The following is a 23,667-nucleotide window of genomic DNA, read 5'->3' on the forward strand; positions in this document are numbered from 1 at the left end:
GCGTGTGCGCGATGGCCTTTGGCCCTGGGCTGACCGTGGAATCTGGTCTGATGACCAAACTCACCGGACTGGCGTGAGGGTGATCGACCTGTCCCAGCGGTTCTGGCAACTTAACCTCAGTGGGGTCAGAACCGCGCAGCAGGCGGCTTGAGAATCAAGCCGCCTGCTGCAGTGCCTCTTTCCAGAGACGGAGCGCCTCGGTTTGGTTCCGCCGGCGAAGGTCGGCGGGAACGGTCGTGCGGGTGCGGCGGTACAGGTTCGAGACTCGGGCATGCAGAGCAAGGAACTCTTGCGTTCGCCGTCGTCGTTTGAAGCCCAGTTGGCTTCGCTCCTGCTGCCGTGTGGGTCGATGCGATTGCTCGACAAGATTGTTGCAACGGGCTGCGGCAACGACCTGAACGTGCTCCACGTCGTGGAGCACGGGAAGTTCCCGAATGGCGGCCCCATAGTTGCAGAGCTTGTCGGTGTGGATGACCTCTGGAACCTCGTACTCACTGAGCAGCTGCGTGAAGAAGGATCTCGCTGCCTGGGTGTCGCGGTGTTGCTGAAGAAGGATGTCGAGCACGGTGCCATCCTCATCGACGGCTCTCCAGAGCCAGTGCCTCGCTCCACCGACCTCAACGCACACCTCGTCCAAGAACCACCGCGAACCCCGCCGGGGTTCGCGGTGACGCAGCTCTTCGGTCAGCAGCGGAGCAAACTTGATGTTCCACTGGCGCAGGGTTTCGTGGCTGACCTGGAGGCCGCGCTCGTGCAGCAGTTCCTGCACGTCTCTCTGGCTGAGAGGGAAGCGGTGGTAGAGCCGGAGCGCGTAGCCGATCACGCTGAGGGGAAAACGGTGGCGGTAGGGCTTCCGGTCAGTCACGTCCTGGCAGCCTACCGAGCTTAAGTTGCCAGAACCCTACGCACTGGTAGCGCGCCTGCGGGACCAGGGCCTGACGCCGGTGGAGGTCGCCCGTGCCGGCCATGCGGAAGGCTTCGATCTCCTGCAGGTCATGGGCCTCGTGCGAGCGGTCTGCGGCGCATCGATCGTGGAGGCCAAGGACGCCGCGATGCAGGCGGTGTATGGTCAGACCCTCGACGAGTACCAGGAGGAGTTGGCGGCCTGGATGATGGCCGACGCACCACACGACTGATCGCCGATGTCAGGGAGCGGTTGACGCAGAGAATGTGATCGCAGGTGCGAGCCAAGGTTGTTCGTCCGTTGGTCCTGCCGCAGAACGAGGTTGCCCGGGTTGCAGGGCGCGCCCGCACGGTCAGCATCAGGGCATCTGGGAAGAGCAGAACCCTGGTCCCGTCTTATCCTTCACCAACCTCTACCACCAGGCCACGTCCGTCTGGAGCGTCGGAATTGTGTAAGAAGGCAAATCCATACTGAGATCAGCTGACCGACAGGCGTACACGCCTCCACCTTCCTTTTGTTCCCCGCCCACGCGAAGGTCTCCCGTGTTTCAAAGATGAATCACCCTACGCCAGCGCACACGCCACTTCCTCTTCAGGGAGGACCGGGGCAGCTGGACGCCGATCCTATTGAGGCTCCGGCGGCGGACGGCCCGGTTCCCGAAGCGGCGGCAGGCCGGGTCCAGGCGCTGCTGGAGGAGGCCGAGGCTGCCGTCGTCGGTGAGGAGTACGAGCGCGTGGCTGGGCTGACGGCCGAGATCCGTTCGCTGCTGGGCAGCACGCCTTCTGGCGACCTCGCGCAGGCCTACAACCTGCAGGCCATGACGCACTTCATGCACGGCCAGTACCGGGAAGCCAGCGCGGCGGCGCTGCATGAAGCCGCGATCCGGGAGACGATCGGGGATCACGAGGGCCTGGCCAAATGCCTCAACAATCTGGGGCTAATCCACATTGAACTGGGTGACCTGCCCACCGCGCTGGAGCATTTGACGCGCTGTTTCATGTACATCCAAACCTGCCCGGAACCCCTTGAGAATCTGGCGTGCGCATGTCAGATCAACATCGGCAACGTCCACCAGATCATGCGCAATGCGGTGCTTGCGGCCGACGCCTACCGGCAGGGCATAGAAGCGGCCCGGCGTGCCGCACACGTCGGCAATGAAATTGCGGGATTGACTGGCCTGGGCCTCCTGGCCAACGATGGTCTGGAGTACCGGGACGCTCTCCGGAGCCTGTCTCAGGCGCTGTCGCTGGCACGTTCGCACACCCGCCGCTACGATGAGGCCGAGATTCTCGATGCCCTGGGGCAGACCTACGTTGGCCTCGGCCAACATGACCTGGCTCTGGAAACCTTCGGGCAGGCGCTGTGGCTCGCCGAGGATCTGGGGGCGCTGCCCAGCGAGCAGAACACGAGGTTTCACCTGGCGCGGCTGTACGTGGCAATGGGCCAGCCGGAAGCGGCGGTGTCGCAGTTTCGGGGAGCGCTGGCCTGCGCAGAGCGGAGTGGCAGCGAGCGGCTCGCCCTTGATATCCATGAGGAGCTGGGCGGCGCGCTTCAGGCACTGGGACGCCACGAGGCCGCGAATGTCCACCTGGGGGCAGCGCTGACCCTCGAACGCGCCCTGAAGGACCGCAGTTCCCAGGAGATCATTCAGAACCTCACCACGCACCTCGAGGTCGAACGGGCTCGGCATCAGGCTGACACGTACCGCCTGCTCAACCAAACCTCCGAGAGCGCCCGGGCCGAGGCAGAGGGGCTCGTCCGGGCGCGCACGGCAGACCTGGAGGCTGCGCAACTCGACATTATCGAGCGGCTGTCCATCGCCGGCGAGTACCGGGACGACAAGACCGGCGCGCATACCGAGCGGGTCTCCACCTACGCCGCGTCACTCGCAGCGTGCCTCGGGCTGCCCTCCGAGGAAGTGGAACTGATTCGGCTGGCGGCACGGCTTCACGACATCGGAAAGATCGGGGTGCCGGACTCCGTGCTCCTCAAGACCGGAACGCTGACCAGCGAGGAATACAGCATCATGAAGCACCACACGACCATCGGGGCGCGGGTGCTTGAGGGGGGTCAATCGGCCCTGATGCGGCTGGCCGAGGAGATCGCGCTGACCCATCACGAGCGCTGGGACGGGAGCGGATACCCGGCCGGGCTGAGCGGCGAACGAATCCCGCTCTCGGGGCGGATCGTCGCCATCGCGGACGTGTGGGACGCCCTGACCACGGAACGGCCGTACAAGGCCGCGTGGACGCGTGAGGATGCGTGGCGGGAACTGTCCGCCCAGGCTGGGGCCCAGTTCGATCCCTATCTGGTCGAGGTGTTCCTGGGCATGGTGGCCGGCACCCTCAACGCAGGGACGGAGCCCCCACCCGTGGCGGAGGCCAACCACATCCAGGCGGCCGCCGACGCAGAGCGCGACCTGCCCACGCATGCCGTGCAGCACGTGACGGCCCTGAACGACGCGGCGTGGGAGGCGCGGCGCGCGGATCCGCTCCAGAGCGTCCGGATTGCGCACGAAGCTTACCTCATCTCTGAGCAGCACGGCTACGCGGTGGGGCAGGGCTACGCCCTACGAACCCTGGGCTTCCACGACATCGGCGCGTCCTCTTTCCGCGACGCGCTTGACCGGTTTGACCGCGCGATCGGAATCGCTCGTGCTGCCGCCGTTCCGGTGCTGGAGCGAGACTGTCTGAACCTGCTAGGCAACGTCTACCGCAGCATCTACAACACCGAGCGCGCCATGACCTGCCTGCTGCAGAGCATTGAGCTGTCCCGCACGCTGGGCGACCTTGCGGGTGAGGCGCATGCGCTGATGAACCTGGGGGTGATTGCCGCGTCACGGCTCAAGGACAAGCAGCATGCCTTGTCGTATTACCAGCAGGCCTACGCGGTGCTGGAGACAGCGGCCAACCGCGGTGGTCAGGTGGCGTGCCTGTACAGCATGGCAGACGCCTTTCAGGAACTGGGACAGTTTACGCAGGCGCAGGACTACGGCCGGCGCGGGGCGACCCTAGGTCAGAACCTGGGTGACACGCTGCATCACGCGCTCTCTCTGTCGGTCGTCGCCCGGGCTCTGGACGCCCAATCGTCCCACCACGACGCCGAGCCGGTGCACCGGGAGGCCCTCGAGTTGATGCGGCGCCTGGACTCCGAGATGCCGGAACCCACCGCGTGGATCCAGCTGTACTACGGCACTCACCTCGCAGCGACCGGCGCACTGGACGAGGCGCAAGCAGAGTACGAGCGGGTTTTGGCCGGCTGCACAGCGTTCGATCTGAAGGAACTCGCCGTGCTCGCGCACCAGGAGCTGACCCAGGTGCACAAGCGCCGGGGCGATTTGGAGGCGGCCATGCACCACCTGGAGGCCGAGCGCGCGCTCCAGCAGGTGATCTTCGAGCAGGAAGCAGCCGAAAAGACGCGTGGACTGATGTTCCAGTACGAGGTGGAGCGCGCGGAATCAGAGGCGGCGCTGTACAAGGTGCGGTCCGTGGAACTCGCGAGCGCCAACGTCGCGCTGGAGCAGGCCAACCGTGAGAAGAGCGCGCTGGTCGCTGCCCTGCAGGAGCAATCGATGCTGCTCGAGCGGCAGCTGCGCGAGGACAGCCTGACCGGGGTGTACAACCGCCGTCATATCGAGCAGATCCTGTCACGCGAGTTCGAGGACCACCGCGCGGGCGGCCAGGCCATGTCGCTGATCATGCTGGACGTCGACCACTTCAAACAGGTGAACGACACGTTTTCGCACCTGGTCGGTGATGATGTGCTGCGCCGGATGGGCGCGCTGCTGCTGGCCACCGGCCGAAGCCAAAACTCGTCGGGCCGCTACGGTGGCGAGGAATTCGTTGTGGTGCTGCCCGACATGGCGCTCGTTGAGGCGGTCGCCGTCGCCGAACGTCTGCGGCTGGATGTCGAAGCCCACGCGTGGCAGGAGGTCGCCGCAGGCCTGCGGATCACGGTGTCGTTGGGCGTGGCGTCCAGTGAGGGGCTCGAGAACTTCGAGCGCCTGGTCGGCCGCGCAGACGAGAAGCTGTACGAGGCCAAGAGACAGCGCAACCGGGTCGCCTGCTGACCGGCGGGGGCCGTTGCCACGTCAGGTGCGCCACCACGGTTCCACTCCAATCTCATTCCCAGCGCATGAAGGCCAAGTGGCGTGACTCCCGTAATCAGCAGCAAAAAGAGGGGTGGGGAGCCCCATCCCCTCGCCGGACTGATCGGGCAGGGCGGCTAGAGGCCGCCCCGTTGACCTCAAAACCTGCCACACCACCTCAACCGGGCTGATGCCAGCGGTGGAGCGGTTTGTCGTGAGCTATCAGGACGGTTTCACCCGCGCCACTCAGACCAACGTGTCGCCTTCCTTCAGCACGCCTGCTGAATTGGTTCCTATGTGCTGTTGAGCCCGTCTCTCAGCACTGGGGGAGTGGACGCGTCCAGTCCCCATTCATGGAGAAGGTGGAGTTTTCCGCAAACCCTTTAGGTCGCTGCTTCGGCAGGGTTATGTCAGAGCCACGCCTGCACCATGTTGAACAATTCACAGGGTCATGTTCATTGCGTCCACCTCCCCACCCTGGAACGACCAGTTCACAAGGAGCGCGCATGACCCCTAATTCCCTGAGAACTCCGGCTTTCGCTGCCCTGCTCACGTTGGGCCTCCTGTCGGCCTGCGGGTCGGTCACCGGCCGCCCGGACGCCGCGTCGGGCCACGCCCTGAGCGCCCAGGCCACCCTGATTACGGACCTGCCCAAGAACTACAAGTACCTGCACACCCTGACGATCCCCACGGCGGTGACTGCCGCCGCCCTGTTGAAGATGTACGGCGGCTACATGGTGGCTTTCCACCCGGAGCTCGGCACCGCCATCATCGCCAACAACAACGCGACCAAAGGGAGCTACGACGGTACGACCGTGGAGCTCAGTACGAGGTCGTACAGGGTCTCGGAACTCGGCTTCAGCACATGGGCGACGGGTTTCGGCACGTGGGCCAGCGGGTACAGCACGTGGGCGAGTGGATACAGCACGTGGGCGAGCGGCACCACCGGCAGCGGCTCGGCCACCACCTTCACCGAGAACGTCCCGCTGTGGAACATGATCAAACTTAGCGAGGCGCAGTCCCTGGTCCCGGAACTCGGCAGCGGCATCAAGGTCGCCGTGATCGACAGCGGCATCGACCTGAACCACCCGGCGTTCAACGGGAAGCTGGACACCAGCAACGCCAAGGACTACATCGACGGCGACGGGGTGCCGCAGGAAGTGAACGCGAACACCACCGGTGGGTACTCGGACGGGTACGGGCACGGCACGGCGGCCGCCAGCGTGCTGCTGCAGGTCGCACCCAAGGTCACGATCCTGCCGATCCGCGCGCTTGACGCGAACGGCCTCGGGGACACCAGCACGATCGCGTCGGCAGTCGATTACGCCGTGAGCAAGGGCGCTCGGGTCATCAACCTCAGCCTGGGCAGCACCACGTACTCCGACGCGCTGAACACCTCCATCAAGAACGCCGTCTCCAAGGGTGTCGCCGTGATCTGTGCCGCCGGCAACTCGGGCGACACCAGGGTGCTCTACCCGGCCTACTCGGCCGACACCACGGGTATCGTGGGCAACGGCTCGGTCGGCGTCGGCAGCGTGAGCAGCACCTTCCTGAAGTCGTCGTTCAGCACCTACGGTCCCAACCTGGAGATGACCGCGCCCGGCGAGAACGTCATCGCCGCCTTCCCCGGCTCGCAGACGGTCAGCGTAACCGGCACGTCGTTCTCCACGCCGGTGGTGTCCGGCATCGTGGCGCTGGCGCTCTCGACCGGCATGAACGTCTCCACTGCCAGCAGCCTGAACACCCTGCTCACCAACCTCAACAAGACGGCGACGCCCGCAAGCGACCCTTCGTACCTGACCGCCCTCGGCTACGGCACGATCAACGCCTACACCTTCATTCACCTGTACCGCTGAGGACCTGGACCATGAAACCATTCAGTTCCCTGCTGCTGGCCACCACCGTCACCCTGCTGGCGGCGTGCAATGCCACCCCGACCACACCGATCTCCCTGCACCCGCAGGCCCTGTCCGACACCATCAAGGACGCCGAAACCAGCGGCCGCATCGGCGCGTGGGTGCGCGGACGCATCGCCGCGTGGGTCCGGGGACAAGTTGCCAGCACCCGGCCAGACGGCGTCTCGAATACCTTCACTGAGAACATGCCTGCGTGGAACCTCATCCACCTGAAGGAAGCTCAAGCACTCGCCCCCAACCTCGGCCAGGGCGTCGTGGTGGCCGTGGTCGACACCGGCATCGACCTCGCCCATCCCGCCTTCCAGGGCCACCTCAGCGATCCGTCCACGTGGCGGGACGTCGTGAACCAGGATGCCGATCCGAGCGAGATGCCCACGGCGTACAACGCCGATTATGGCCACGGCACGGCCGTGGCGGGCGTCATCCTCCAGATTGCTCCGAACGCCCGCATCATGCCGGTGCGCGCCATGACCGCCGACGGCTCTGGACTGGTGACCGACCTGGCGGCCGGCGTCGACTGGGCCGCCTCGCACGGCGCGCAGGTGATCAACGTATCGGCCGCGTCCGGCGTGGACACCGCGTTGAGCGACGCGATCATCCGTGCCACCGCCAAGGGTATCTACGTAACCATGGCCGCCGGGAACGACGCCACCAACCGGGTCTCGTATCCGGGACGCCGCGCGGTGCAGGACACCGGCGCCTTGGGCCAGTACGCCATGAACGCCGGCGCCGTGAACGCCGACCGCACGCTGGCGTCGTGGTCGAACTACGGCAACCTGCTGGAACTGTCGGCGCCGGGAGTGGACATCGCCACCCCACTGCCCGGCGGGGGCTACGGCTTGGCGTCTGGCACGTCCTTTTCCACGCCGGTGCTGAGCGGTACGCTGGCGCTGGCGCTGGGTCAGCCCTACAAGACGGCGTACAAAGGCCAACTGGCGGCGCAGATGGACAAGACCGGCTCAGATCTCGCGCCGTACAACCGGAGCCTGTACGTGGGGGCGATGAACCCTCTGGGATCCGGCCTGCTCGACGCGGGAGCGTTCCTCAAGAGCATCCAGTAGCCCATGCCGGGTGTACGGGTGGCTTGCGCCGGCAATGAGGAGCGTCTGGTCAATGTGCGGAACGGATGAGCCAGCAGGAGAGCCGATTGGCTCTCCTGCTGGCTTTTGGCACGCGACATACCGTGGTAAAGAGGAGCTGAGGGTGTCGCTAGATTGGCGTGCGCTACGGAAGATTTTTCATCTAATTGGGCTTAGGTGAGAGAGTGGACAGCTACATGTGTTTCGCGTGACGCCGTCTTAAGCAGACATGGACGGCACGCTCTGAAGCGGCAGTATATGCGTCAATTAGGGTTGCCACAGGCGTTCTGTCCAAGTCAGTACGGTGCCCACCATGGGCAGCCGTAGGGACGTATGGACCACTGAACTGGTGGTCCTCTCGGTGGTTCAGGCCGCAGTAGGGCGGGCTATCACGGCCGTACAACTTGGACAGGTGGGGGACGCCACACTGGTCGAGCGCCTAATTGAAGCCGTATCAGACGGGCATGAGAATGCAATTCAACAACTGCTGGCTATGGGCTTTTCGCAGGAGGTCATCGCGGAAGTGCTGCACCGGCACGACTTGACGCTTCCGGCGACGCTTAACCGCCTCTTGCCGCTTCCTGGACTTTGAGCCCTTCATCTGATCCCCTAGCTGCACAGAACGGCCCAGGAAGGGCAGCACCACCAGCCTGGACAAGATAGGCCAGACCTGGTCCTCGCGAGGGTTCTACGGCTGTTTCGTGGCCATCTCTGCCTGGGCAGCCACGGATCATCTCATTGCCCAGTTGTGCCGTCAGCAGGGTCAACATGGCCAGGCCGTGGACCCACATGCTCCGCGCGCCGGGGCTGCCGCATTCCTGGGCCAGTGCCAGCGCCACATCCGGAGAGATCGGACGGCCCTCGAAGCTGAACCCCAGCTGGACCCCCGACGGCAGATTCACCAGCGGGTACAGGCCCGGCGGATCCTTGGCGAGAGCGGCCATGATCGCCGGCTTCTTCAATAGGCGGCTCCCGGCCTGCGCCGCGTTGCTCTCCAGGTACCCGGCCTCGATCGCGGCACGCGTCGCGTTCCTGTGCTGCTGGTACCCCAGGAGGAAGCGCGCGTGCTGCGGCTTCAGGCTCATGACTCCACAGCAGCGATCGCGGCCCGCGCAGCGCAGATCGAATTCATCCATCAGTAAGTCGAGAACGACGCACTGTTGCCCTTCTACGTCCATGAGAGCGGGCATGCGCCCAGAGTGCGAAGCGCCCGCCCAGCACGTCAGGCCAGATGGGCAAAACGGGAAGAACAGGGGGTTGTGAGCGAATGTGAGCTGACCCGGCGTCCTCACAAGGTGTAAGGTGATCGTAGCCAATCACACGAATCGGGGGGTTTGTATGAAAGGAAACGCCGTTGCCGTCGCCTTCGTCGCCATCGCCGCTACCGCCTGTGGCCGCACCGACCTCGCGGTTCAGCCGGCCCCGTCGGCCCTGAGTGCTCTGGGAGTCAACAACGTCCAGATCTCGGGAACCGGGGCCTTCGTCGCTATCGGGAGCACCTGCCCGCTCTTTCCCGGCTTTGAAGACTACCCGCCGCTTCTTCTGAGTGGCAGTCTGCAGGGCTGCTGGTACACGGATATCGACTCCATCAAGACGACGCCGAGCGGTGTCTACCTGGAAACCGGTCGGGAGGTCTTCGTCGGCACCCTGAATGGTGGACCGAGCGGTACGTTCACGACGGGCTACCGATTCGAGGGCAAGTTTGCTCCCGACGGCACGGAACTCCATGGCCGGTGCGAGCACCCCATCGTGGCGGGCAGTGGCACCGGCGGGTTCGCGGTGGCCACCGGGCGCGTCGACTTCAAGGACATCGTGACTGACCCAGCCAACATTTACTACGTCTACCGGGGTCATATCAGTCTTGGCCTCCCCGGAGGTTCTTTAGCCCCAACGGGCACCACTGCGTCAGCAGGAACGACAGGAACGGAGCTGCAGCCCCTGGTGAAGTGCTGAAGACCCGACGCTGAAGGGGTCATGCTCAGCAGACGTGTTCAGGGGCACGGGAATCCGTGAACGGTGCGAGCATCTCCTAGTGGCGGGCAGTGAAACCAGCGGGTTCGCGGTGGCCACTGCCCGCCTCGACTTCAAGGACATCGTGGCGGTCGGAACCCACATCTACCGGGGTCACATCAGTCTGCGGTGACTGATGGGCTCGCGGCTGCCGGGGGCGTCATCGGTGCAGCATTCACGCTGGAGCGCAGCACGACTTCGGGCGGAAGTATCGAAAGCGCCACGGCACGGTTGTTACGACCAGGACTCGGTGCATAAGGTTTACCAGGAGCGAATAACGCTCTAGATTGAAGAAATCAAGCCGGCCTCCGGGCCGTCTGCTTCGTTGACGAGCGGTCAATGTAACAACCGCTTCAGGACTTTCGGAGGCCTCGACCGAGAGGATAGATCGTCGCTGACCTGGCTCAGCGACGATCAGTCAGGGAAGGATCCTGAGACAACGTCAAGCACGCTTGCCCAAGTAAAGCTCTTAGCTCCGCGCCGCGACCGCATCAAGGTTGCGCCGTGCCAGCGTCCGCAGCTCCGCGCGGCACCGCGGGCGGGGCACCATGGGCGCCGGCGGGCGCGCTCGTGCGCTGTCTCCCCTTCCCCACTGAGCAGACCGCAGGAGTCTTCGGCAGCCGCGGCCACCCACTTGAGGTACGCGTGCGGGGCCGCGCAGAGCTCAGCGGCGTGGAGTGCGGCCGGCGGCATCGGGATCACTGAGCGCGCAGCGACAGCGCGCCCTGGGTCGCCCCGCTCACCACACGGAAGGGTCCGGGGGAAATCCGGGATGGGCATCCAAACGGATCGCGCCGCGCAGACCCAGGGTAGTCTGCGCGCCGCGGGATCCAGGATTCAGGGCAGCAGCACACTCAGACCGGCCGGGGTCGCGGACTGTCCCACCCCATAGCCCCACACCACGACCGTACCGTCACTCCTCAGCGCCAGGGTGTGGGTGTTCCCCGCAGCGATCGCAACCACGCCCGACAACCCGCTCGGCACAGTCGTCTGCTGCGCTCTGTTCTGACCCCACGCCACGACCTGACGCTGGCCCTCATCACGGCAGGGTAAACGACACGGTCACGCTGCCGGGCTGCACCTCAGCCCACAGCCGGCCGCCGTGGCGCTCGACCAGGCGCCTGGCGGTGGCCAGGCTGGTGTCCTCGAGGGGGCCCCACACGCCGTCCACCAGGGCCATGCGGACCACCGGCGGCAGCTCCACCGCGCCGCGTACCGAGACCACGCGGCAGCCCAGCTGTGCGGGCGCCTCCTCGCGCGTCAGCGCGCTCAGGAAACGTGAATACGGCCGGGCAGCGTGGTGGACGAACTGGGCCGAGGTCGCCCGATCCGGAGATGGCCATGCTGCCACGTGCGGGCTGTGTTGAGGGACTGGCTTGCGGGCCGCCGCTGTTCAGCGTCCGATTCCTGCGCGGTGTGCAGTGGGATAATGTTCGCAGGGACACGTCGATCCGGACACGAAGCAGCTTCATGGAGGAAGTGGGTGGACAGCGTTTTCAGACACCACGACGTCGCCGCATGAGCACCCTGGCCCTAGATCTGCTCGGGCCACTGCGCCTGGCCATCGAGGGGGACGCCGTGGAGATCCGCTCGCTCAAGGGACGCGCGCTGCTGAGCGTGCTGGCCCTCGAGGGGCCGACCCCCCGGGAGCGCCTCGCCACCCTGCTGTGGCAACGCGACGACCAGCGTGCCCTGCTGAGTCTGCGTAACGCCCTGCTGGCGATGCGGCGCGACCTCGGGCCGCTTCAGGACGTGCTGGGCGCCCACGGCCGGCACCTCTTCCTTGCTGGTGAGCTTGACGTGGACGTCACCCGCATCCCCAGCCTCAATGGGAACGCCCTGATCGGGCTGTGGCGAGGGCCCGCCCTGCAGGACCTCGTGATTCGCGACTCGCCGCCCTGGGACGAGTGGCGGGATCAGCACGCCGCCGCCATCACGGCGCAGTACCTGGAGCGGCTGCACGGCGCGGCCGTTCAGGCAGCGCGTGACGGCGACCTGCGTCTGAGTGAGCGCCTGGCGACCCATGCCCTGAGCGTCGACCCGCTGTCCGAGCAGGCCGCGACGCACCTGATGCAGCTGTACGCCAGCACCGACCGGCCCGACGCGGCGCGCCATCTGGCGGCGACCTTCAGGCGCGGGTTCCTGCGCGGCGCCGCGGAGCCGGACCAGCGGCCGGCCCCGGTGCCCGGCACGCCCGCGCTGCCGGCCGCGCTGCCTACGGCGCTGACGTCCTTCGTCGGGCGCCACCGGGAGCGTCACCTGCTGCTGGACGCCCTCACCGCCCCGGACGCCCGGCTCGTCACGGTGTACGGACCGGGGGGAATCGGCAAATCCCGTCTCGCCGCCGAGGTCGCGCGTGCCTACGCGGCGCTGCCGGGGGTGCAGGGCATCTTCCACGTCGCCCTCGACGGACTGAGCCGGCCGGATGATCTGGCGGGCGCGATCGCCGAGCGGCTGGGCCTGCCGCCGTCACGCCACCTGTGGCATGACATCCAGCGCCACATCGACCAGCAGGCCGTGCTGCTCGTGCTCGACAGCTTCGAGGGCATGGTGTCCGAGACCCCCGCGGTGCTCGCGCTGCTGCGGGGCTGCCTGCAGCTCCGGGTCCTCGTCACCTCCCGCCAGGTGCTGGGGTCCGCGGCCGAGACGGTGCTTGACCTCGGCGGCCTCACGTTGCCGGAGCCGGGAGCCGGTTGGCCGGCGGGCTACGGGTCCGAGGCCGTGCAGCTGTTCGAGCAGCGGGCCCGGCAGGCGAACCTCACCTTCACGCTGACGCCGGCGGTGTTGCCGCTGGTCACCGGGCTGTGCCGGGATCTCGGCGGCAATCCGCTGGCGCTGGAACTCGCGGCCGCGTGGCTGCGCTACACGACCCTGGCCGACCTGGCCCAGTCCCTCGAGGCGAACGCCCTCACGCTCGCCACGCCGCGCCACGATGCCCCCGCCCGGCACGTGTCGATGCGCACGGTGTTCGAGCATTCCTGGCAGCGGCTGACCGAGCGCGAGCGCACAGCCCTGCGCTGTCTGGGGGTGTTCCCGGTGGGCTTCAGCGGCGCCGCGGCGCTGGCCATCACGGACCTCGGCCCCGCCGACCTGCAGGCGCTGATCGATCACAGCATGCTCCGCTTCGACGGGCAGCGCTACAGTTTTCATCCGCTCCTGCGCCAGTTCGCCCGCGAGCGGCTGGACGCCGAACCCGCCCTGCGCGGCACGCTGATGGACGGGCATGCCGCGTACTACCTCGACCACCTGGAGCGCCTGAGCGTCGCGGCCAGCGGCGGCATCTCCAGGGACCTTCTGACCTTCTTCCGCGCCGAGGAAGGGCACGTGCTCCAGGGACTCGAATGGAGCGTGGCGCAGGGCGACTACGCGCGACTGCCGGGTATCGTCGAGGCCATCCAGTGGGACTTCGCGCTGCGCAGCCGCGTGACGGACGCCCTGACCCTGCTGCGCGGCCTGCTGGACCGGGTGCCGCCTGTCGAGGCGCGCTGGGCCCACGTCCGCGCGGCGCTGCTGACGTCACTGGGATGGTACGAGCAGTTCATCGGCGACCTGCACCAGGCGCAGGACATGTGCGTCCGCGCGCTCGAGGAGGCGCGGTCTGCCGGGGACGCGCTGCAGATCTGCCGCGCGGCGAACGGTCTGGGCGAGGTCTACTTCCGCAGGGGCCGCGCAGTGCTGGCGGTGCCGCTGTTCACGGAGGCGATCCGGCTGGTCAGCAACGACGTGGTTCGGACGTTCCGCATCCAGGCCAACCTGGGCGCGGCCCAGGCGTTCGCCGGCCAGCTCGACGGCGCCCGGAAGACCTTCCGGATCACGCAGCGTGCGCTTGACTCGGCGGAGATGACGCAGACCATGGACATCGTGATTCACGCGGTGCGTCGGGGGGTCGGCGCCATGGAGGATCTCGATTTTGATCACGCGGTAGCGGTCTTCGAGACTGGGCTGGAGCTGGCTGTGCGCATCCGCTCTGAGGGACAGATCTGGGGCCTGCGTGCGTGGCTAGCCGCCGCATACGTGGAGCGGGCCATGCAACTCGGGACGACCGAACATCTCCAGGACGCCCAGCGCATCTGCCGCTCTGCGCTGGGCCAGGAAGCCCGGTGCGGTGATCCGCTTCCCCTCACGCTGCTGCACGCAGTGAACGGCCATCTGGCGAAACTGGCCGGGGACACCGACCTGGCCGAGCGTGAGGTTCGGCTCAGCCTGCACATGGCCCTCCGAGCTGGGATCGAACTCGGGATGCTGTGGGCCCTGCCCTCATTTTTGCGGGTGGTGGAGTTGCAGGCCGGGCACCGGGAGGTGTGTGCGCTGATGTACGCGAGTGCAGATCCGTGGACGCGGTGGCATCTGGTCAGCCAGTGGCCCGACCTCGCCCACGGCGCGCCGGCGCCAGACGATCACGTTGACCTGGCCCCGCTCATTGAACGGCTGCTGGCAATTTGAACGCGGTGATGTCCGCGCCGCGCTGAGGAAGCGAGGCAAACGCCACCAGGACTCCCTGCGTGTTGGCGTCACTGCGCCGGACGAGGTCAAAGCCGGTGACCGGGTGACCGCGCGCCCGCGCAGGCTGCCCTGTCACGAACAACGCCCCCGTGCCCAGAATGAGCCACGGGGGTGTGAACGAGCGCGGATCTGGGGGTTTCGTCAGCAGCCGAAGACGCTACAGAACCCGTCTTTGATGGTGTCCCACGCACTGCCCGCCCAACTGCTGATGGCGTCGGCCGCGTACCCGGCATACCCCAGGGCGGTGGCCGCAGCGTCCTCCGCCAGGTTCAAGGTGTTTTTCAGGTAATTGCCAACATCCGTCACGCTCCAGTTGAAGGTGTTCCTCAGCACCCCGGCGATATCGCTCGCGGTCGCGCCGGTGGTGTTGAGCGTGCCCGCCACCTGGGTGGCCGTCTGCCCGTACACCCCACTCAGCACCGACCCGACATCCCCGAAGGTCGCGCCCAGGCCGCGCACGATGGCCGCCGCGTCGCTGGCCGTCGAATTGAAGGTGTCTTCGAGAACCGAACCGATGTCGGTAAAGTTCGCGCCCAGCCCCTTGATGATCGAAGCCGCCTGGGAGGCCGTGGTGTTGAAGGTGTTCTTCAGAACGGCACCCATATCGTTGAAGGATCCCCCGATGGTTCCGATGAGCTTGGCAGTCTCCGCAGGGGTGGTCTTGAAGACGTCGTATAGCGCCTGACCGATGGGCTGGTACGCTCCTTCCCACTCCCAGAAGTAGTACACAGCGGTCTCGGCATCCGTCTGGAAGAGGCTCTGCATGTTATATCCGTACTCGACGATCGAGTACCCGATGGACTTGTAGACCACCAAGATCTGCTCAGGGGTGTTATCGAAGGTGATTTTCAGAACCGAACCGACCTGGAGGGCGGTTGCGCCCAACGCCTTGATGATGGGGGCGGCCGCCGCCCCGGTGGCATCGAAGGTGTCTTTAAGCACCGAGCCCACCTGCTCGAAGTCCGCCCCGAGGCCGTAGACGATCGATGCCGCCTGACTCGCGGTGCTCCCAAAGACGTCCTTGAGCACCGGACCGATCGTGTCGAACGACGCGCCGAGGTTCTTCAGGATCGCCGCCCCCTCGGCCGCCGTGCTGCCGAACGTCACCTCGAACATGGTGCCCACGCTCGCCCACATCTGGGGGTCCGCGATGGTCAGCCCCGACTGCTTGATCACGCTCCAGGTCTGGTCTGCACTCTGGGAGAACACCGTCTTGAGCATGCCGCCCATGGCTTCCCAGGCCGCCTCCTGGGCGACCGGACCGAGGGTCGCCGCGAACGAGTTGAAGGTGGTCTTGAGCGTGCCCACGGCCGTGTCCGCCGCCTGACCGAACGAGGTCTTGAGCATGGTGCCCAGCCCCGTCCAAGTGGCCGCATTGCTCAGGTTCAACACGTCCGCGCTCTTCAGGGTGGCCAGCGCCTGATCGGCGCTCTGGTTGAACACGGTCTTGAGCGTGGTTCCCAGGTTCGTCCATGTCGCGGCGCTGCCGATGTTCAGCACGTCCAGGCCCTTGAGGATCGTGACCGTATCGGTGGCGGTGGAGGCGAAGACGTCGCGCAGCACGGTGCCGGCGGTCTGCCACGTGGTGGGGTCGGTCAGGGTGTAAAAGCCGACGGTGTTCAGGATGCTGGTGGCGGCCGCCGGCGTGCGCGCAAAGACGTCGCGCAGGGTCAACGCCACGTCGGTGACGCCGAACTGCACGGTCTTGAGGATGCCCGCAATGTCGGTGGGGCTGCTGGTCGGGTAGGTGTCCTTCAGGCCCTGGCCCACCTCACCGGCGTTATAGCCGGCCGCTGCAAGTTTAGCGGCAATCGCCTGCTGCTTGTCTTTCAGCGCGGTGGTGTCGCGCAGGGCGGTGGCCGTCTGGGACGCGCTGATCTGGGTGTCTCTCATCGCTACAGCGACTTGAACGAGCAGGACTTCGGTGTCGATACGCGAGTTCGGCGGGATTGTCAGTAGTGACGCTGTCACAGAGGACGGATCCGCCGGCGGCAAATAAGTAGCCGAGTTCACCGGCCTCAGGGCCGGCACGGTGGTGTCCACGGGCGGCAAGGACGACAGTGTGGTCGCGCCGACGCCCATCGCCTGTAGATCGCCTGCCGTCTGTGCCGTCAGGGCGTCCTGCCGGAGGGACGCACCCGTCGTGGTGCTGCCCGCCGGAGGCGCGGTCGGGGCCAGGAACTCCCGTTGCAGCGTCGCCGCGATCTGGGTGGGGGTGGCCTTCTTGTCGGCCATCGAGAACGCCCGGATCGTGAAGTGGTTCTTGACGTAGAACGTGATCGGGATGCTCCGGTTGCTGTTGGCTGAGACCAGCGCGCCACCCATGGTCCGTAGATTGCCGTTGCTCAGCAGCGTGAGGTCCATCTGCCCGAGCAGCAGGGACGCCATCGCGACCTGCACCCGCAGCACGCTGCCCGCGGCGAGCCCGGTGTCCTTGAGCGTCAGGACCGTCTGATACTGGCCAGTCCTGGCGTCGAACTTCAGGGCGTACGCCCCGGCCGACCGGCTGTTGATGGTCGACAGGGGCGTGCAGGTGCTACCCGAGACGACGCACAGGCGCACGGTGAGCTGGGCCAGGATGGACCCGTCCGCCCATGCGGGGTTGACGGTGACCGACGGCTGGATAGGTGACAGGAAGGTGAAGGCGTCGGTGGGGTTGGGGAGCGGCATGGTCCGGGTGTTGACGCTCATCGTGGCGCCGCTGGGCGTGGAGCTGAGGGACGACCCGGTGACTGTGGAGCTGACCGCAGCGGTGCTGGGGAGTGCAGTGAGCGGAGCGGTGGTAGGAGAAGACGCGGCCGCTGCTGGCAACTGAACGCTGCCTGCGGCGCGCGGCGCGGGGGCGACGGTACCGCAGGCGGCGAGCGTGAGGGCGAGGGAGAGCAGGGCGGCCGATCGGAGATGCGTCATGACGGTCCTTTCACTGCGTGGGGCCAGGTCGGGTAGCGCTGGCCAGAGGGGATGGTCCTCGTGCTGGCCGGATGGCCGGTGGGAGGGGGCAGGCAAGTAAACGCTCCCGCCCGTTCAGAGAGCGGGCGCAGTCTCATGTCCTGAGTGAGATGAGGCCATGTTAAAAAATTCACCGTCAAGTGAACGTCAATCTGATCGGGTGGCATCTTCATGAAGGGAGGGGTGGGGGTGAGGGCGTCCACATTCATGCGTGACTTGACGAGGCCAGAGGCGTGGTGAGGTCCACCTTGACGCGGCGCTCGAACTGTGGGCGCTGGGTTGGAGGGTTATGGCAAGTTGTTGGGGTAGGGCGACGCGGTGCTGAGCGGTCAGACGCTTCCCGGCTACCGGTTCCCCCGCGCGGTCATCGGCGACGCCGTGTGGCTCTCCCACCGCTTACCCTCAGTAACCGGGATGTCAAGGAACTGCTGCTGGAGCGAGGCATCGTCGTCACCCGCGAGTCCATCTGCACGTGGTGCATGAGATTCAGCGACCTGTTCGCGCTGGGTCGCAGTCGTCGGGAGCTACGATGTGGCTCTCGATGGCACCTTGACGAGATGTGCGTGGACATCGCTGGGGTCAAACAGTGGCTGTGGCGGGCTGTCGACGAACATGGAGCCGTGCTGGGCGTCTTCCTCCAGCAACACCGCGACACTGGGGCCGTCAGGTCGTTCTTCCAACGACTGTTGGGGGACTACGACGTGCCGGACATAATCCACACCGACAAGCTCTGGAGGTACGGCGCTGCCTGACGCGAACGTCCCGTGCTCCACGCGTGGAGCACGTCCAAGTCGTGTCTACCGCTCGCTGCAACAACATCATCTGGGAGGCCACCGTATCGCTATGAGCTGGAGTGGCCGCTGCTGGCGGGCGGACGCGTCACCGTGCTGGATGACCGCATGTTCCGGGAGTGTGAGGGTCAGGAGCAGGTGCCGGGGGCGACCGTTCGAGGGGCGGCTGTCGCGGCTGGACGCAGGTGGTGAGCGCCCGGCGCGGGTGTACATCCGGGTGCACGTCGCTGGAGCAAGCGTGGACTTGCTCGTGCCAGTGCTGCAGCTTGGCAGCGACGCGCGGGGCCGCCTGTACCACGTGGGTACGGAGGCGTGACCGTGTGTTGCCCATTTCTACTGTCTCAAGAACTTGATATGATAACCAAACCTCTGCTACTTTCCTCCCCTCTACCCATCCCAACACGCGTCAGCCTGTGCTTCAGCGTGTTGGAGATGTAATTCGTTTGGAGGAGCGTACGACCTAGATGCTCAGGTGGAGTCCACGTGACCCAGGATGAACCCACGCGAATGACACAGACAAGCCCTCATCATCGTGCGTCGTCTCGGCGTGATTTCCTCAGCGAGGCTGCCTCGGATGGCTGCGCACGTCTCAGATATCGTCTCCATGGGCCACCCCAGGCACCTCTCCTCTGCCCTGCTCCAGCCTAGGCATGTGCTTGGTTAAAGACGGGGTAGGCGTCGGGGTGGGGCATGCCCTCTTCCGCGGTGATCATATCCAATTACAGATGCGTAGGATGAGAAGATTCGCGTTGATTGTCCTTGGTCGCACTCGCCAAAGATCCACCGGCCTGTACCCGCTGGTAATTCTGCCGTCTGGTGTCCCGCTGGATTTCAGCTGCCAGGGCCGTCCGGTCTCGCCAAACGTGGCGCTGGCTCTGGCCCGAAAGTGCGGCAGCCCGGGCGGGCGGAGCATGTGGGCCAACGGCCTGACGGCGCTGACCCTGCTGGCAGAAGATCCGGGCAGTAACCAAGGGCGAAGCTGGGCAAGCTTCGCCGGAACAGCCTTGAAACGACCACAGGACACCCGAGAAAGCCACGTCTGACCCTTCGACCGAAGGAGTGCACGTGCCGTTCATTGGCCGTAATGCAAGATAACCACGAGCTCATCTCCGCGAACAGCTCAGCTGTTGAGTTGACCATGATGCCCCTCTCGCGACGAGGCTCGTGGGATCACCACACCCTCTGCACCGGGAACATGCCCAACACCGTGTCCGCACTGAGGATGGGGACGCCCTCCAGGGTCGCCTGCGCGGCAAGCATCCGGTCGAAGGGATCGCGGTGCGGCAGGTTCCACTGGCCAGCCAGCCGGGCGTGCGCATGCATGATGGGCAGTTCCTCAGCACGCAGATGTTCGAGAAATGTGGCGTAGAGCGCGTCGTCGAGGAAGGGCGCAACCTCCGGCCATTTGCCGAGGTGATGCTTGATACTCATCTCCCAGGTGCTGACGGCGCTGACGAGCAGGGTGTTCTCAGGAGCGCGCACCACAGCGTGCGCGGCCGGACTCAGGCGCGAAGGGTCACCGACAGCCCACGCGAAGGTGTGCGTGTCAAGGAGATACCGCACGAACCCTACGCTTCCTCGAAGTCGCGCACGGTGTCCGCATCTGCGGGCTCAGTTAGATCAGACGTAAACGCGATGGGATAGAACCCCAGCGGCCGCTCCTGCGGCGGCGCAGCCGGCCCCAAGCGGGCCAGGGGATGGCCATAGCGGGTAATCACGATCTCCTCTCCCCTGGCGGCCGCGTCCACCAGGCTTGACAGGTGGGTTTTGGCCTCATTGAGATTCCAGCTCTTCATGATGTTAGTTTACATAAGTTGGTTGGCTTTTAGGGGAAGTTGGCTCGTCACTGTCAGCGGGTATAGGGGCGTCGGATCGTCAGGCCCACTTTCCTGTGCATCTGCCTTGCACATGGCAGGAACGGAAACGCCGCCAAGTCTTACTATATCCAATTATTGATACCAATATTGTGAATGCACAATCGGTCCCCTCCCCGCATTTCTCACGCTTCAGACGGGAAAAGGCGTGAGAAGGCACGGTCCAATTCTCTCGTCACTAACTTCAAGAAACCCAACTGCACAAAAAAAATAACGGTGGAGGCCCACAAATGAACGACAACAATGATGCGTTTACCGACCACCCCACCGACCTGCTTGAGGATACCTGGCTTGGCAAAATGGGAGCCGAGCCGGACGTCAGCAGAGCCCCAGCGCCGGCAGATCAGCCTGGCACTCCTGACACCTCGACCGAACCTCACTGCGCCATCCCCTCAAAACCCACGTACGTTACCCTCAGTGCGGTCTTGTCAGAGATCTCTAACGTCGGGGCACACGCGGTGATTCAGAATTTTGAGGGAGGGGTCAGGTCGAAAAAAATCCTGGCCGTCCAACTGATCGACAAGAAGATCAAGCTGACCTTACACTCCTCCGACGGCAATCGACACCGGCGCACGATTCAGGATGAGCGCATCCGAGACACGCCCGAGTTCCGGGAGTGGCTCGCCGAGCGGTGCGATGAGGCCAAGTACGCTTACCGCGCCGCAACTGGCAAACTGGGATCCACCGAGGCCGCCCTTGACAGTGGCGATGACGATTTTGATCGCCTGGCCACTATGCGGCAGGACACCCACGAGGCACCGGCTGTCAAGCCGAAGCGCCGGAAATGAGTAGTACGCCGTCCTATCTGATCGTTCCGGACGGAACCGTGGTGGTGCGACCGGGCGACATTGAAGCGTTACGCCGCCTCTATCGGGACGACGCGTGGCATGCCCAGGATGTGGCTGCCCAGCTTGGAGATCCTGGCCCGCTGCTCGCCGCAGGGCTGATCATGGTCAGTGCCACGGTCATGGGGCCGCTGACCCACCTGTCGCCACGTGGATTCCGCCTCATCGGCGTGCCGGCCCGGGACATCGGCAGTCTGGCCCGGCGCCTCAACCGGGCCTACCTCCGTTACTGCATCCAAGCATTGGGTTACAGCTCTTCGCCTGCAGCTGAGCATCTGAAGCAACACGACACCACCGAACTGCTGGTACCTGTCGTGACGCCGCATCACGAGTACATGGATGGTGGCCTGGCCTTGGTCGGGGGCAGCATGCCCAACGGCCTGTCCAACACCACGATGCGCCGCGTCATCAGGCGGCACAACTCCAGCGCCCTGTATCACGGCTATTGGGTGATCCTTTTGACTCCAAATTCGCGTCGCGGGCAAAGACACGCCCAGCGCCACGCGGCGTGGCTCAAGATCATTTGCGTGCGCCCCAGGGAGCTTCAGCCGTGACTCCTCGACGGTCGGAGGCCGAGGCAAATCTGTGACCCGGGCACACCTGCGCGCGGCACCACTTGACGCCCGGCGCGAGGCGTTCGTCCAGGCGCTCGAGATGGACGGTGTCCTGAGCTCGCAGCAGGCCTGGCGCCACTATGCACTGATCCCGAACGATTTGGCCGGCGTGAGGTCGACCGACCGCACGGCACAACCCGTTCACAGCCAGCCGGGCCTGATGGTGCAGTCCCGGCTGTTTGTCAGCACAGCAAGACGGAAATCCTGGGCCACCACGACGCTCACCCATGCGGCTGGTGTCGCGGAGATACGTCATCTGCTCGGCGTCGGTGCTGATGCTGACTGGCGCATCGAGACCACGGTACGGCGCGGCATCCGGCATCAGCCTGACGCTGTCTGGGATCGTGGTTTTTATCTATGTGCGGTTGAATATGACACCGGCTCGTACCGCACTGACCTCATCCGGGCCAAACTCGGCGCATACCAGGACAACAGGATGGACGAAGTCATTTGGGGCGCGCCATCGCCACGACGGTGCCGCAACCTCGAGGCACTTCCGGAATTCCGGGACTTCCGTGTGCTCCAAACACGCTGGTTCTGAGGTGCTGTGTTGAGCAGCGAGAATCTCTCCTCCCCTCCGCTCGTGTCAATGGAGGTGGCAATGGCGTGAGCATCAGGCGTCCGTTCAGGCGCCCTTCTGGTGCCTCAACCCCTCTCCCAGAACGCCACTTGCATCCCGCAGCATCCGAAAGAGCCTAATCGGACTGAGGAAGATCTGCTTTCACAGCCGGGACACTGGACAGAGCAAGAACGGTCCCCTCCTGAAGGAGCAGGGGGCATGGACGTCGCGGCAAGGGCGATCCGCCCTACAGCTAGGTTGTGTCCGCAAACCACCATTCACAGGCAAAAATGACGTGTGGTGCGACGCTACGAATTGACGGATGAGCAGTGGAGCCAGCTGGCTCCACTGCTCCCACCGCAACGCCAGCGAACAGGACGTCCCTCCCTGGATCACCGAACCGTGCTCAACGGCATCCTCTGGATCAAGCGCTCTGGCAGCGCGTGGCGTGACCTGCCCGAACGCTATGGCAACTGGAAGACGGTGAGTTCCCGCTTCTACCGGTGGCACCAGCAGGGCCTCTGGGCACAGCTGCTCGCCCGGGTGCAGGAACGTTCAGATCACGCCGGCCAGCTCGAGTGGGACGTCCATATGATCGACAGCACCATCGTTCGCGCCCATCAGAGCGCTGCGGGCGCAAAAAAGGGGCCGGCGACGAGGCGCTTGGCCGCTCGCAGGGCGGTTTCGGAACCAAAATCCACCTGAAGTGTGACGGGCGCGGAAGGCCGCTGGCCTTCCTGCTCACGGCTGGGCAGCGCAATGAGATGCTGATGGTTGAGGCACTGTTGGATGCCGGCAAGATCAAGCGGCGCAGCCGGGGCCGGCCCCGGCTGCGCCCCACATACGTTCTGGCAGACCGGGCATACAGCGGAGACAAAGCCTATCGCCTGTGTCAACGACGAGGAATTCACTTGGTCGTCCCTCCAAAGCGGGATCACAAACGGCCACGGTCATACGACCGTGGCCTGTACCGACGTCGGAACGTCATTGAGCGATTGGTGGGCCGCCTGAAGCGCTCAAGGAGAATCGCCACCCGGTTTGAGAAGCGGGCGTGTTACTACGGGGCGATGGTTACCATCGCCTGCATCATGGAGTGGCTGTAACGGGCGCTACTCGTAGATCTTGCCCACGTACAGGAACTAGGCGAAGGCCCGCCAGCTAGGCTCGGCCATGAAGTCGTCGCGGCCTTCGCTATCGTGCACGCAGCGCAAGGCACCTTCCAGGTAGCCTTCGATGCTGCTGTGCTGCCATTCCAGAGCACCTGACCATCGGTATTTCTCGGGCTGCTCCTCTTCCAGGCGGGTCGCGTGGGTGCGCTCATCGATCAGGGCTTGGACGAGGTGCAGGAAGGTCGCTCGGTCGCATACGGCTTCCAGAGCGTCGATCAGGGCATCAGAGCTCATTCCTGATTATCGCAACTCAACTCTGATGCTTGGGCTTTGCTGTCGTTGGCGGCCTAAAAATGATCAAAAGTGGCGGATAGGAATTGACCATGCCGAGGTTCGAGCCCCCCACGATCTGCGATTCACTGCGAGT

At 65.3% G+C, this 23,667-nt stretch carries 18 protein-coding genes and 2 pseudogenes; 12 read left to right on the top strand and 8 right to left on the bottom strand.

Translation table 11 applies throughout. From position 1 onward, the window contains the following. Positions 1 to 154: 154 nt before the first annotated feature. Positions 155 to 865 carry an IS6 family transposase gene (locus HNQ07_RS23040; RefSeq protein WP_184116234.1) on the bottom strand — a complete coding sequence of 237 codons (711 nt, stop codon included), beginning with the start codon at positions 863 to 865 and terminating at the stop codon, positions 155 to 157. A gap of 25 nt (positions 866 to 890) precedes the next feature. Between HNQ07_RS23040 and HNQ07_RS23045 the strand changes: the two genes are divergently transcribed. The 4 genes from HNQ07_RS23045 (at position 891) to HNQ07_RS23060 (ending at position 7,968) form a co-directional block, all read left to right on the top strand. After that, positions 891 to 1,136 (top strand): hypothetical protein, encoded by a 246-nt coding sequence (locus HNQ07_RS23045; RefSeq protein ID WP_184116236.1) that lies wholly within the window; start codon positions 891 to 893, stop codon positions 1,134 to 1,136. A gap of 321 nt (positions 1,137 to 1,457) precedes the next feature. After that, complete coding sequence (locus tag HNQ07_RS23050) at positions 1,458 to 4,973, top strand: diguanylate cyclase (RefSeq protein WP_184116243.1); 3,516 nt, start codon at positions 1,458 to 1,460, stop codon at positions 4,971 to 4,973. Positions 4,974 to 5,497: 524 nt separating this feature from the next. Then, the gene (locus HNQ07_RS23055) at positions 5,498 to 6,847 is read left to right on the top strand and encodes a S8 family serine peptidase (RefSeq protein ID WP_184116244.1); all 1,350 of its coding nucleotides are present in this window, start codon (positions 5,498 to 5,500) and stop codon (positions 6,845 to 6,847) included. A gap of 11 nt (positions 6,848 to 6,858) precedes the next feature. After that, a complete protein-coding gene (locus tag HNQ07_RS23060) occupies positions 6,859 to 7,968 on the top strand; it encodes a S8 family serine peptidase (RefSeq protein WP_184116246.1) in 1,110 nt (369 codons plus the stop codon). Positions 7,969 to 8,546: 578 nt separating this feature from the next. On the opposite strand, the gene HNQ07_RS23065 is transcribed toward HNQ07_RS23060, so the two are convergent. Then, the gene (locus HNQ07_RS23065; protein WP_221275309.1) at positions 8,547 to 9,122 is read right to left on the bottom strand and encodes a terminase small subunit; all 576 of its coding nucleotides are present in this window, start codon (positions 9,120 to 9,122) and stop codon (positions 8,547 to 8,549) included. 202 nt (positions 9,123 to 9,324) lie between these two features. Between HNQ07_RS23065 and HNQ07_RS23070 the strand changes: the two genes are divergently transcribed. Then, positions 9,325 to 9,939 (top strand): hypothetical protein, encoded by a 615-nt coding sequence (locus HNQ07_RS23070; RefSeq protein ID WP_184116248.1) that lies wholly within the window; start codon positions 9,325 to 9,327, stop codon positions 9,937 to 9,939. 894 nt (positions 9,940 to 10,833) lie between these two features. Here HNQ07_RS23070 and HNQ07_RS23075 read toward each other — a convergent pair. After that, positions 10,834 to 10,959, bottom strand: a complete 126-nt coding sequence (locus HNQ07_RS23075; protein WP_221275310.1) for an RCC1-like domain-containing protein — start codon at positions 10,957 to 10,959, stop codon at positions 10,834 to 10,836. Positions 10,960 to 11,035: 76 nt separating this feature from the next. After that, complete coding sequence (locus tag HNQ07_RS23080) at positions 11,036 to 11,347, bottom strand: hypothetical protein (RefSeq protein WP_184116250.1); 312 nt, start codon at positions 11,345 to 11,347, stop codon at positions 11,036 to 11,038. A gap of 167 nt (positions 11,348 to 11,514) precedes the next feature. Between HNQ07_RS23080 and HNQ07_RS23085 the strand changes: the two genes are divergently transcribed. Next, on the top strand, positions 11,515 to 14,439 hold the full coding sequence (locus HNQ07_RS23085; RefSeq protein ID WP_184116252.1) for an AfsR/SARP family transcriptional regulator: 2,925 nt from the start codon (positions 11,515 to 11,517) through the stop codon (positions 14,437 to 14,439). Between the two features lie 201 nt (positions 14,440 to 14,640). On the opposite strand, the gene HNQ07_RS23090 is transcribed toward HNQ07_RS23085, so the two are convergent. Continuing rightward, the gene (locus HNQ07_RS23090; protein WP_184116254.1) at positions 14,641 to 17,190 is read right to left on the bottom strand and encodes a hypothetical protein; all 2,550 of its coding nucleotides are present in this window, start codon (positions 17,188 to 17,190) and stop codon (positions 14,641 to 14,643) included. On the opposite strand from HNQ07_RS23090, the gene HNQ07_RS24295 reads away from it, so the two are divergent. Beyond that, positions 17,180 to 17,314 carry a hypothetical protein gene (locus HNQ07_RS24295; protein WP_260323268.1) on the top strand — a complete coding sequence of 45 codons (135 nt, stop codon included), beginning with the start codon at positions 17,180 to 17,182 and terminating at the stop codon, positions 17,312 to 17,314. The two genes, HNQ07_RS23090 and HNQ07_RS24295, sit on opposite strands and share 11 nt — an antisense overlap. A gap of 455 nt (positions 17,315 to 17,769) precedes the next feature. Next, positions 17,770 to 18,271, top strand: a pseudogene (locus tag HNQ07_RS23095) (IS6 family transposase); the annotation flags it as partial. A 1,138-nt stretch (positions 18,272 to 19,409) separates the two neighbouring features. Here the strand turns inward: HNQ07_RS23095 and HNQ07_RS23100 are convergent. Together HNQ07_RS23100 and HNQ07_RS23105 are read right to left on the bottom strand one after the other, a co-directional pair. Then, a complete protein-coding gene (locus tag HNQ07_RS23100; RefSeq protein ID WP_184116263.1) occupies positions 19,410 to 19,802 on the bottom strand; it encodes a type II toxin-antitoxin system VapC family toxin in 393 nt (130 codons plus the stop codon). A gap of 5 nt (positions 19,803 to 19,807) precedes the next feature. Continuing rightward, positions 19,808 to 20,035: a type II toxin-antitoxin system Phd/YefM family antitoxin gene (locus HNQ07_RS23105; protein ID WP_184116266.1), complete on the bottom strand. Its 228-nt coding sequence runs from the start codon at positions 20,033 to 20,035 to the stop codon at positions 19,808 to 19,810. Between the two features lie 308 nt (positions 20,036 to 20,343). Between HNQ07_RS23105 and HNQ07_RS23110 the strand changes: the two genes are divergently transcribed. From HNQ07_RS23110 to HNQ07_RS23125, 4 genes and pseudogenes are all read left to right on the top strand, one after another. After that, positions 20,344 to 20,901 carry a hypothetical protein gene (locus HNQ07_RS23110; protein WP_184116268.1) on the top strand — a complete coding sequence of 186 codons (558 nt, stop codon included), beginning with the start codon at positions 20,344 to 20,346 and terminating at the stop codon, positions 20,899 to 20,901. Then, a complete protein-coding gene (locus tag HNQ07_RS23115) occupies positions 20,898 to 21,512 on the top strand; it encodes a hypothetical protein (RefSeq protein ID WP_184116270.1) in 615 nt (204 codons plus the stop codon). The genes HNQ07_RS23110 and HNQ07_RS23115 overlap by 4 nt, the downstream gene beginning before the upstream one ends. A gap of 31 nt (positions 21,513 to 21,543) precedes the next feature. Then, positions 21,544 to 22,113 (top strand): hypothetical protein, encoded by a 570-nt coding sequence (locus tag HNQ07_RS23120; protein WP_184116272.1) that lies wholly within the window; start codon positions 21,544 to 21,546, stop codon positions 22,111 to 22,113. Positions 22,114 to 22,428: 315 nt separating this feature from the next. After that, positions 22,429 to 23,234, top strand: a pseudogene (locus HNQ07_RS23125) (IS5 family transposase). 36 nt (positions 23,235 to 23,270) lie between these two features. Here HNQ07_RS23125 and HNQ07_RS23130 read toward each other — a convergent pair. Next, on the bottom strand, positions 23,271 to 23,534 hold the full coding sequence (locus tag HNQ07_RS23130; RefSeq protein ID WP_184116274.1) for a hypothetical protein: 264 nt from the start codon (positions 23,532 to 23,534) through the stop codon (positions 23,271 to 23,273). Positions 23,535 to 23,667 lie beyond the last annotated feature (133 nt).

It is taken from the genome of Deinococcus metalli, from assembly GCF_014201805.1.
GTDB classification, from domain to species: Bacteria; Deinococcota; Deinococci; order Deinococcales; family Deinococcaceae; genus Deinococcus; species Deinococcus metalli.

Bases quoted from the DNA above. Each gene is read 5' to 3' on its own strand.
- HNQ07_RS23055 (WP_184116244.1), top strand. From the start codon at position 5,498: ATGACCCCTAATTCCCTGAGAACTCCGGCTTTCGCTGCCCTGCTCACG.
- HNQ07_RS23105 (WP_184116266.1), bottom strand. From the start codon at position 20,035: ATGAAGAGCTGGAATCTCAATGAGGCCAAAACCCACCTGTCAAGCCTG.
- HNQ07_RS23085 (WP_184116252.1), top strand. From the start codon at position 11,515: ATGAGCACCCTGGCCCTAGATCTGCTCGGGCCACTGCGCCTGGCCATC.
- HNQ07_RS23090 (WP_184116254.1), bottom strand. From the start codon at position 17,190: ATGAGCGTCAACACCCGGACCATGCCGCTCCCCAACCCCACCGACGCC.
- HNQ07_RS23070 (WP_184116248.1), top strand. From the start codon at position 9,325: ATGAAAGGAAACGCCGTTGCCGTCGCCTTCGTCGCCATCGCCGCTACC.
- HNQ07_RS23065 (WP_221275309.1), bottom strand. From the start codon at position 9,122: ATGGATGAATTCGATCTGCGCTGCGCGGGCCGCGATCGCTGCTGTGGA.
- HNQ07_RS23130 (WP_184116274.1), bottom strand. From the start codon at position 23,534: ATGAGCTCTGATGCCCTGATCGACGCTCTGGAAGCCGTATGCGACCGA.
- HNQ07_RS23115 (WP_184116270.1), top strand. From the start codon at position 20,898: ATGAGTAGTACGCCGTCCTATCTGATCGTTCCGGACGGAACCGTGGTG.
- HNQ07_RS23060 (WP_184116246.1), top strand. From the start codon at position 6,859: ATGAAACCATTCAGTTCCCTGCTGCTGGCCACCACCGTCACCCTGCTG.
- HNQ07_RS23110 (WP_184116268.1), top strand. From the start codon at position 20,344: ATGAACGACAACAATGATGCGTTTACCGACCACCCCACCGACCTGCTT.
- HNQ07_RS23050 (WP_184116243.1), top strand. From the start codon at position 1,458: ATGAATCACCCTACGCCAGCGCACACGCCACTTCCTCTTCAGGGAGGA.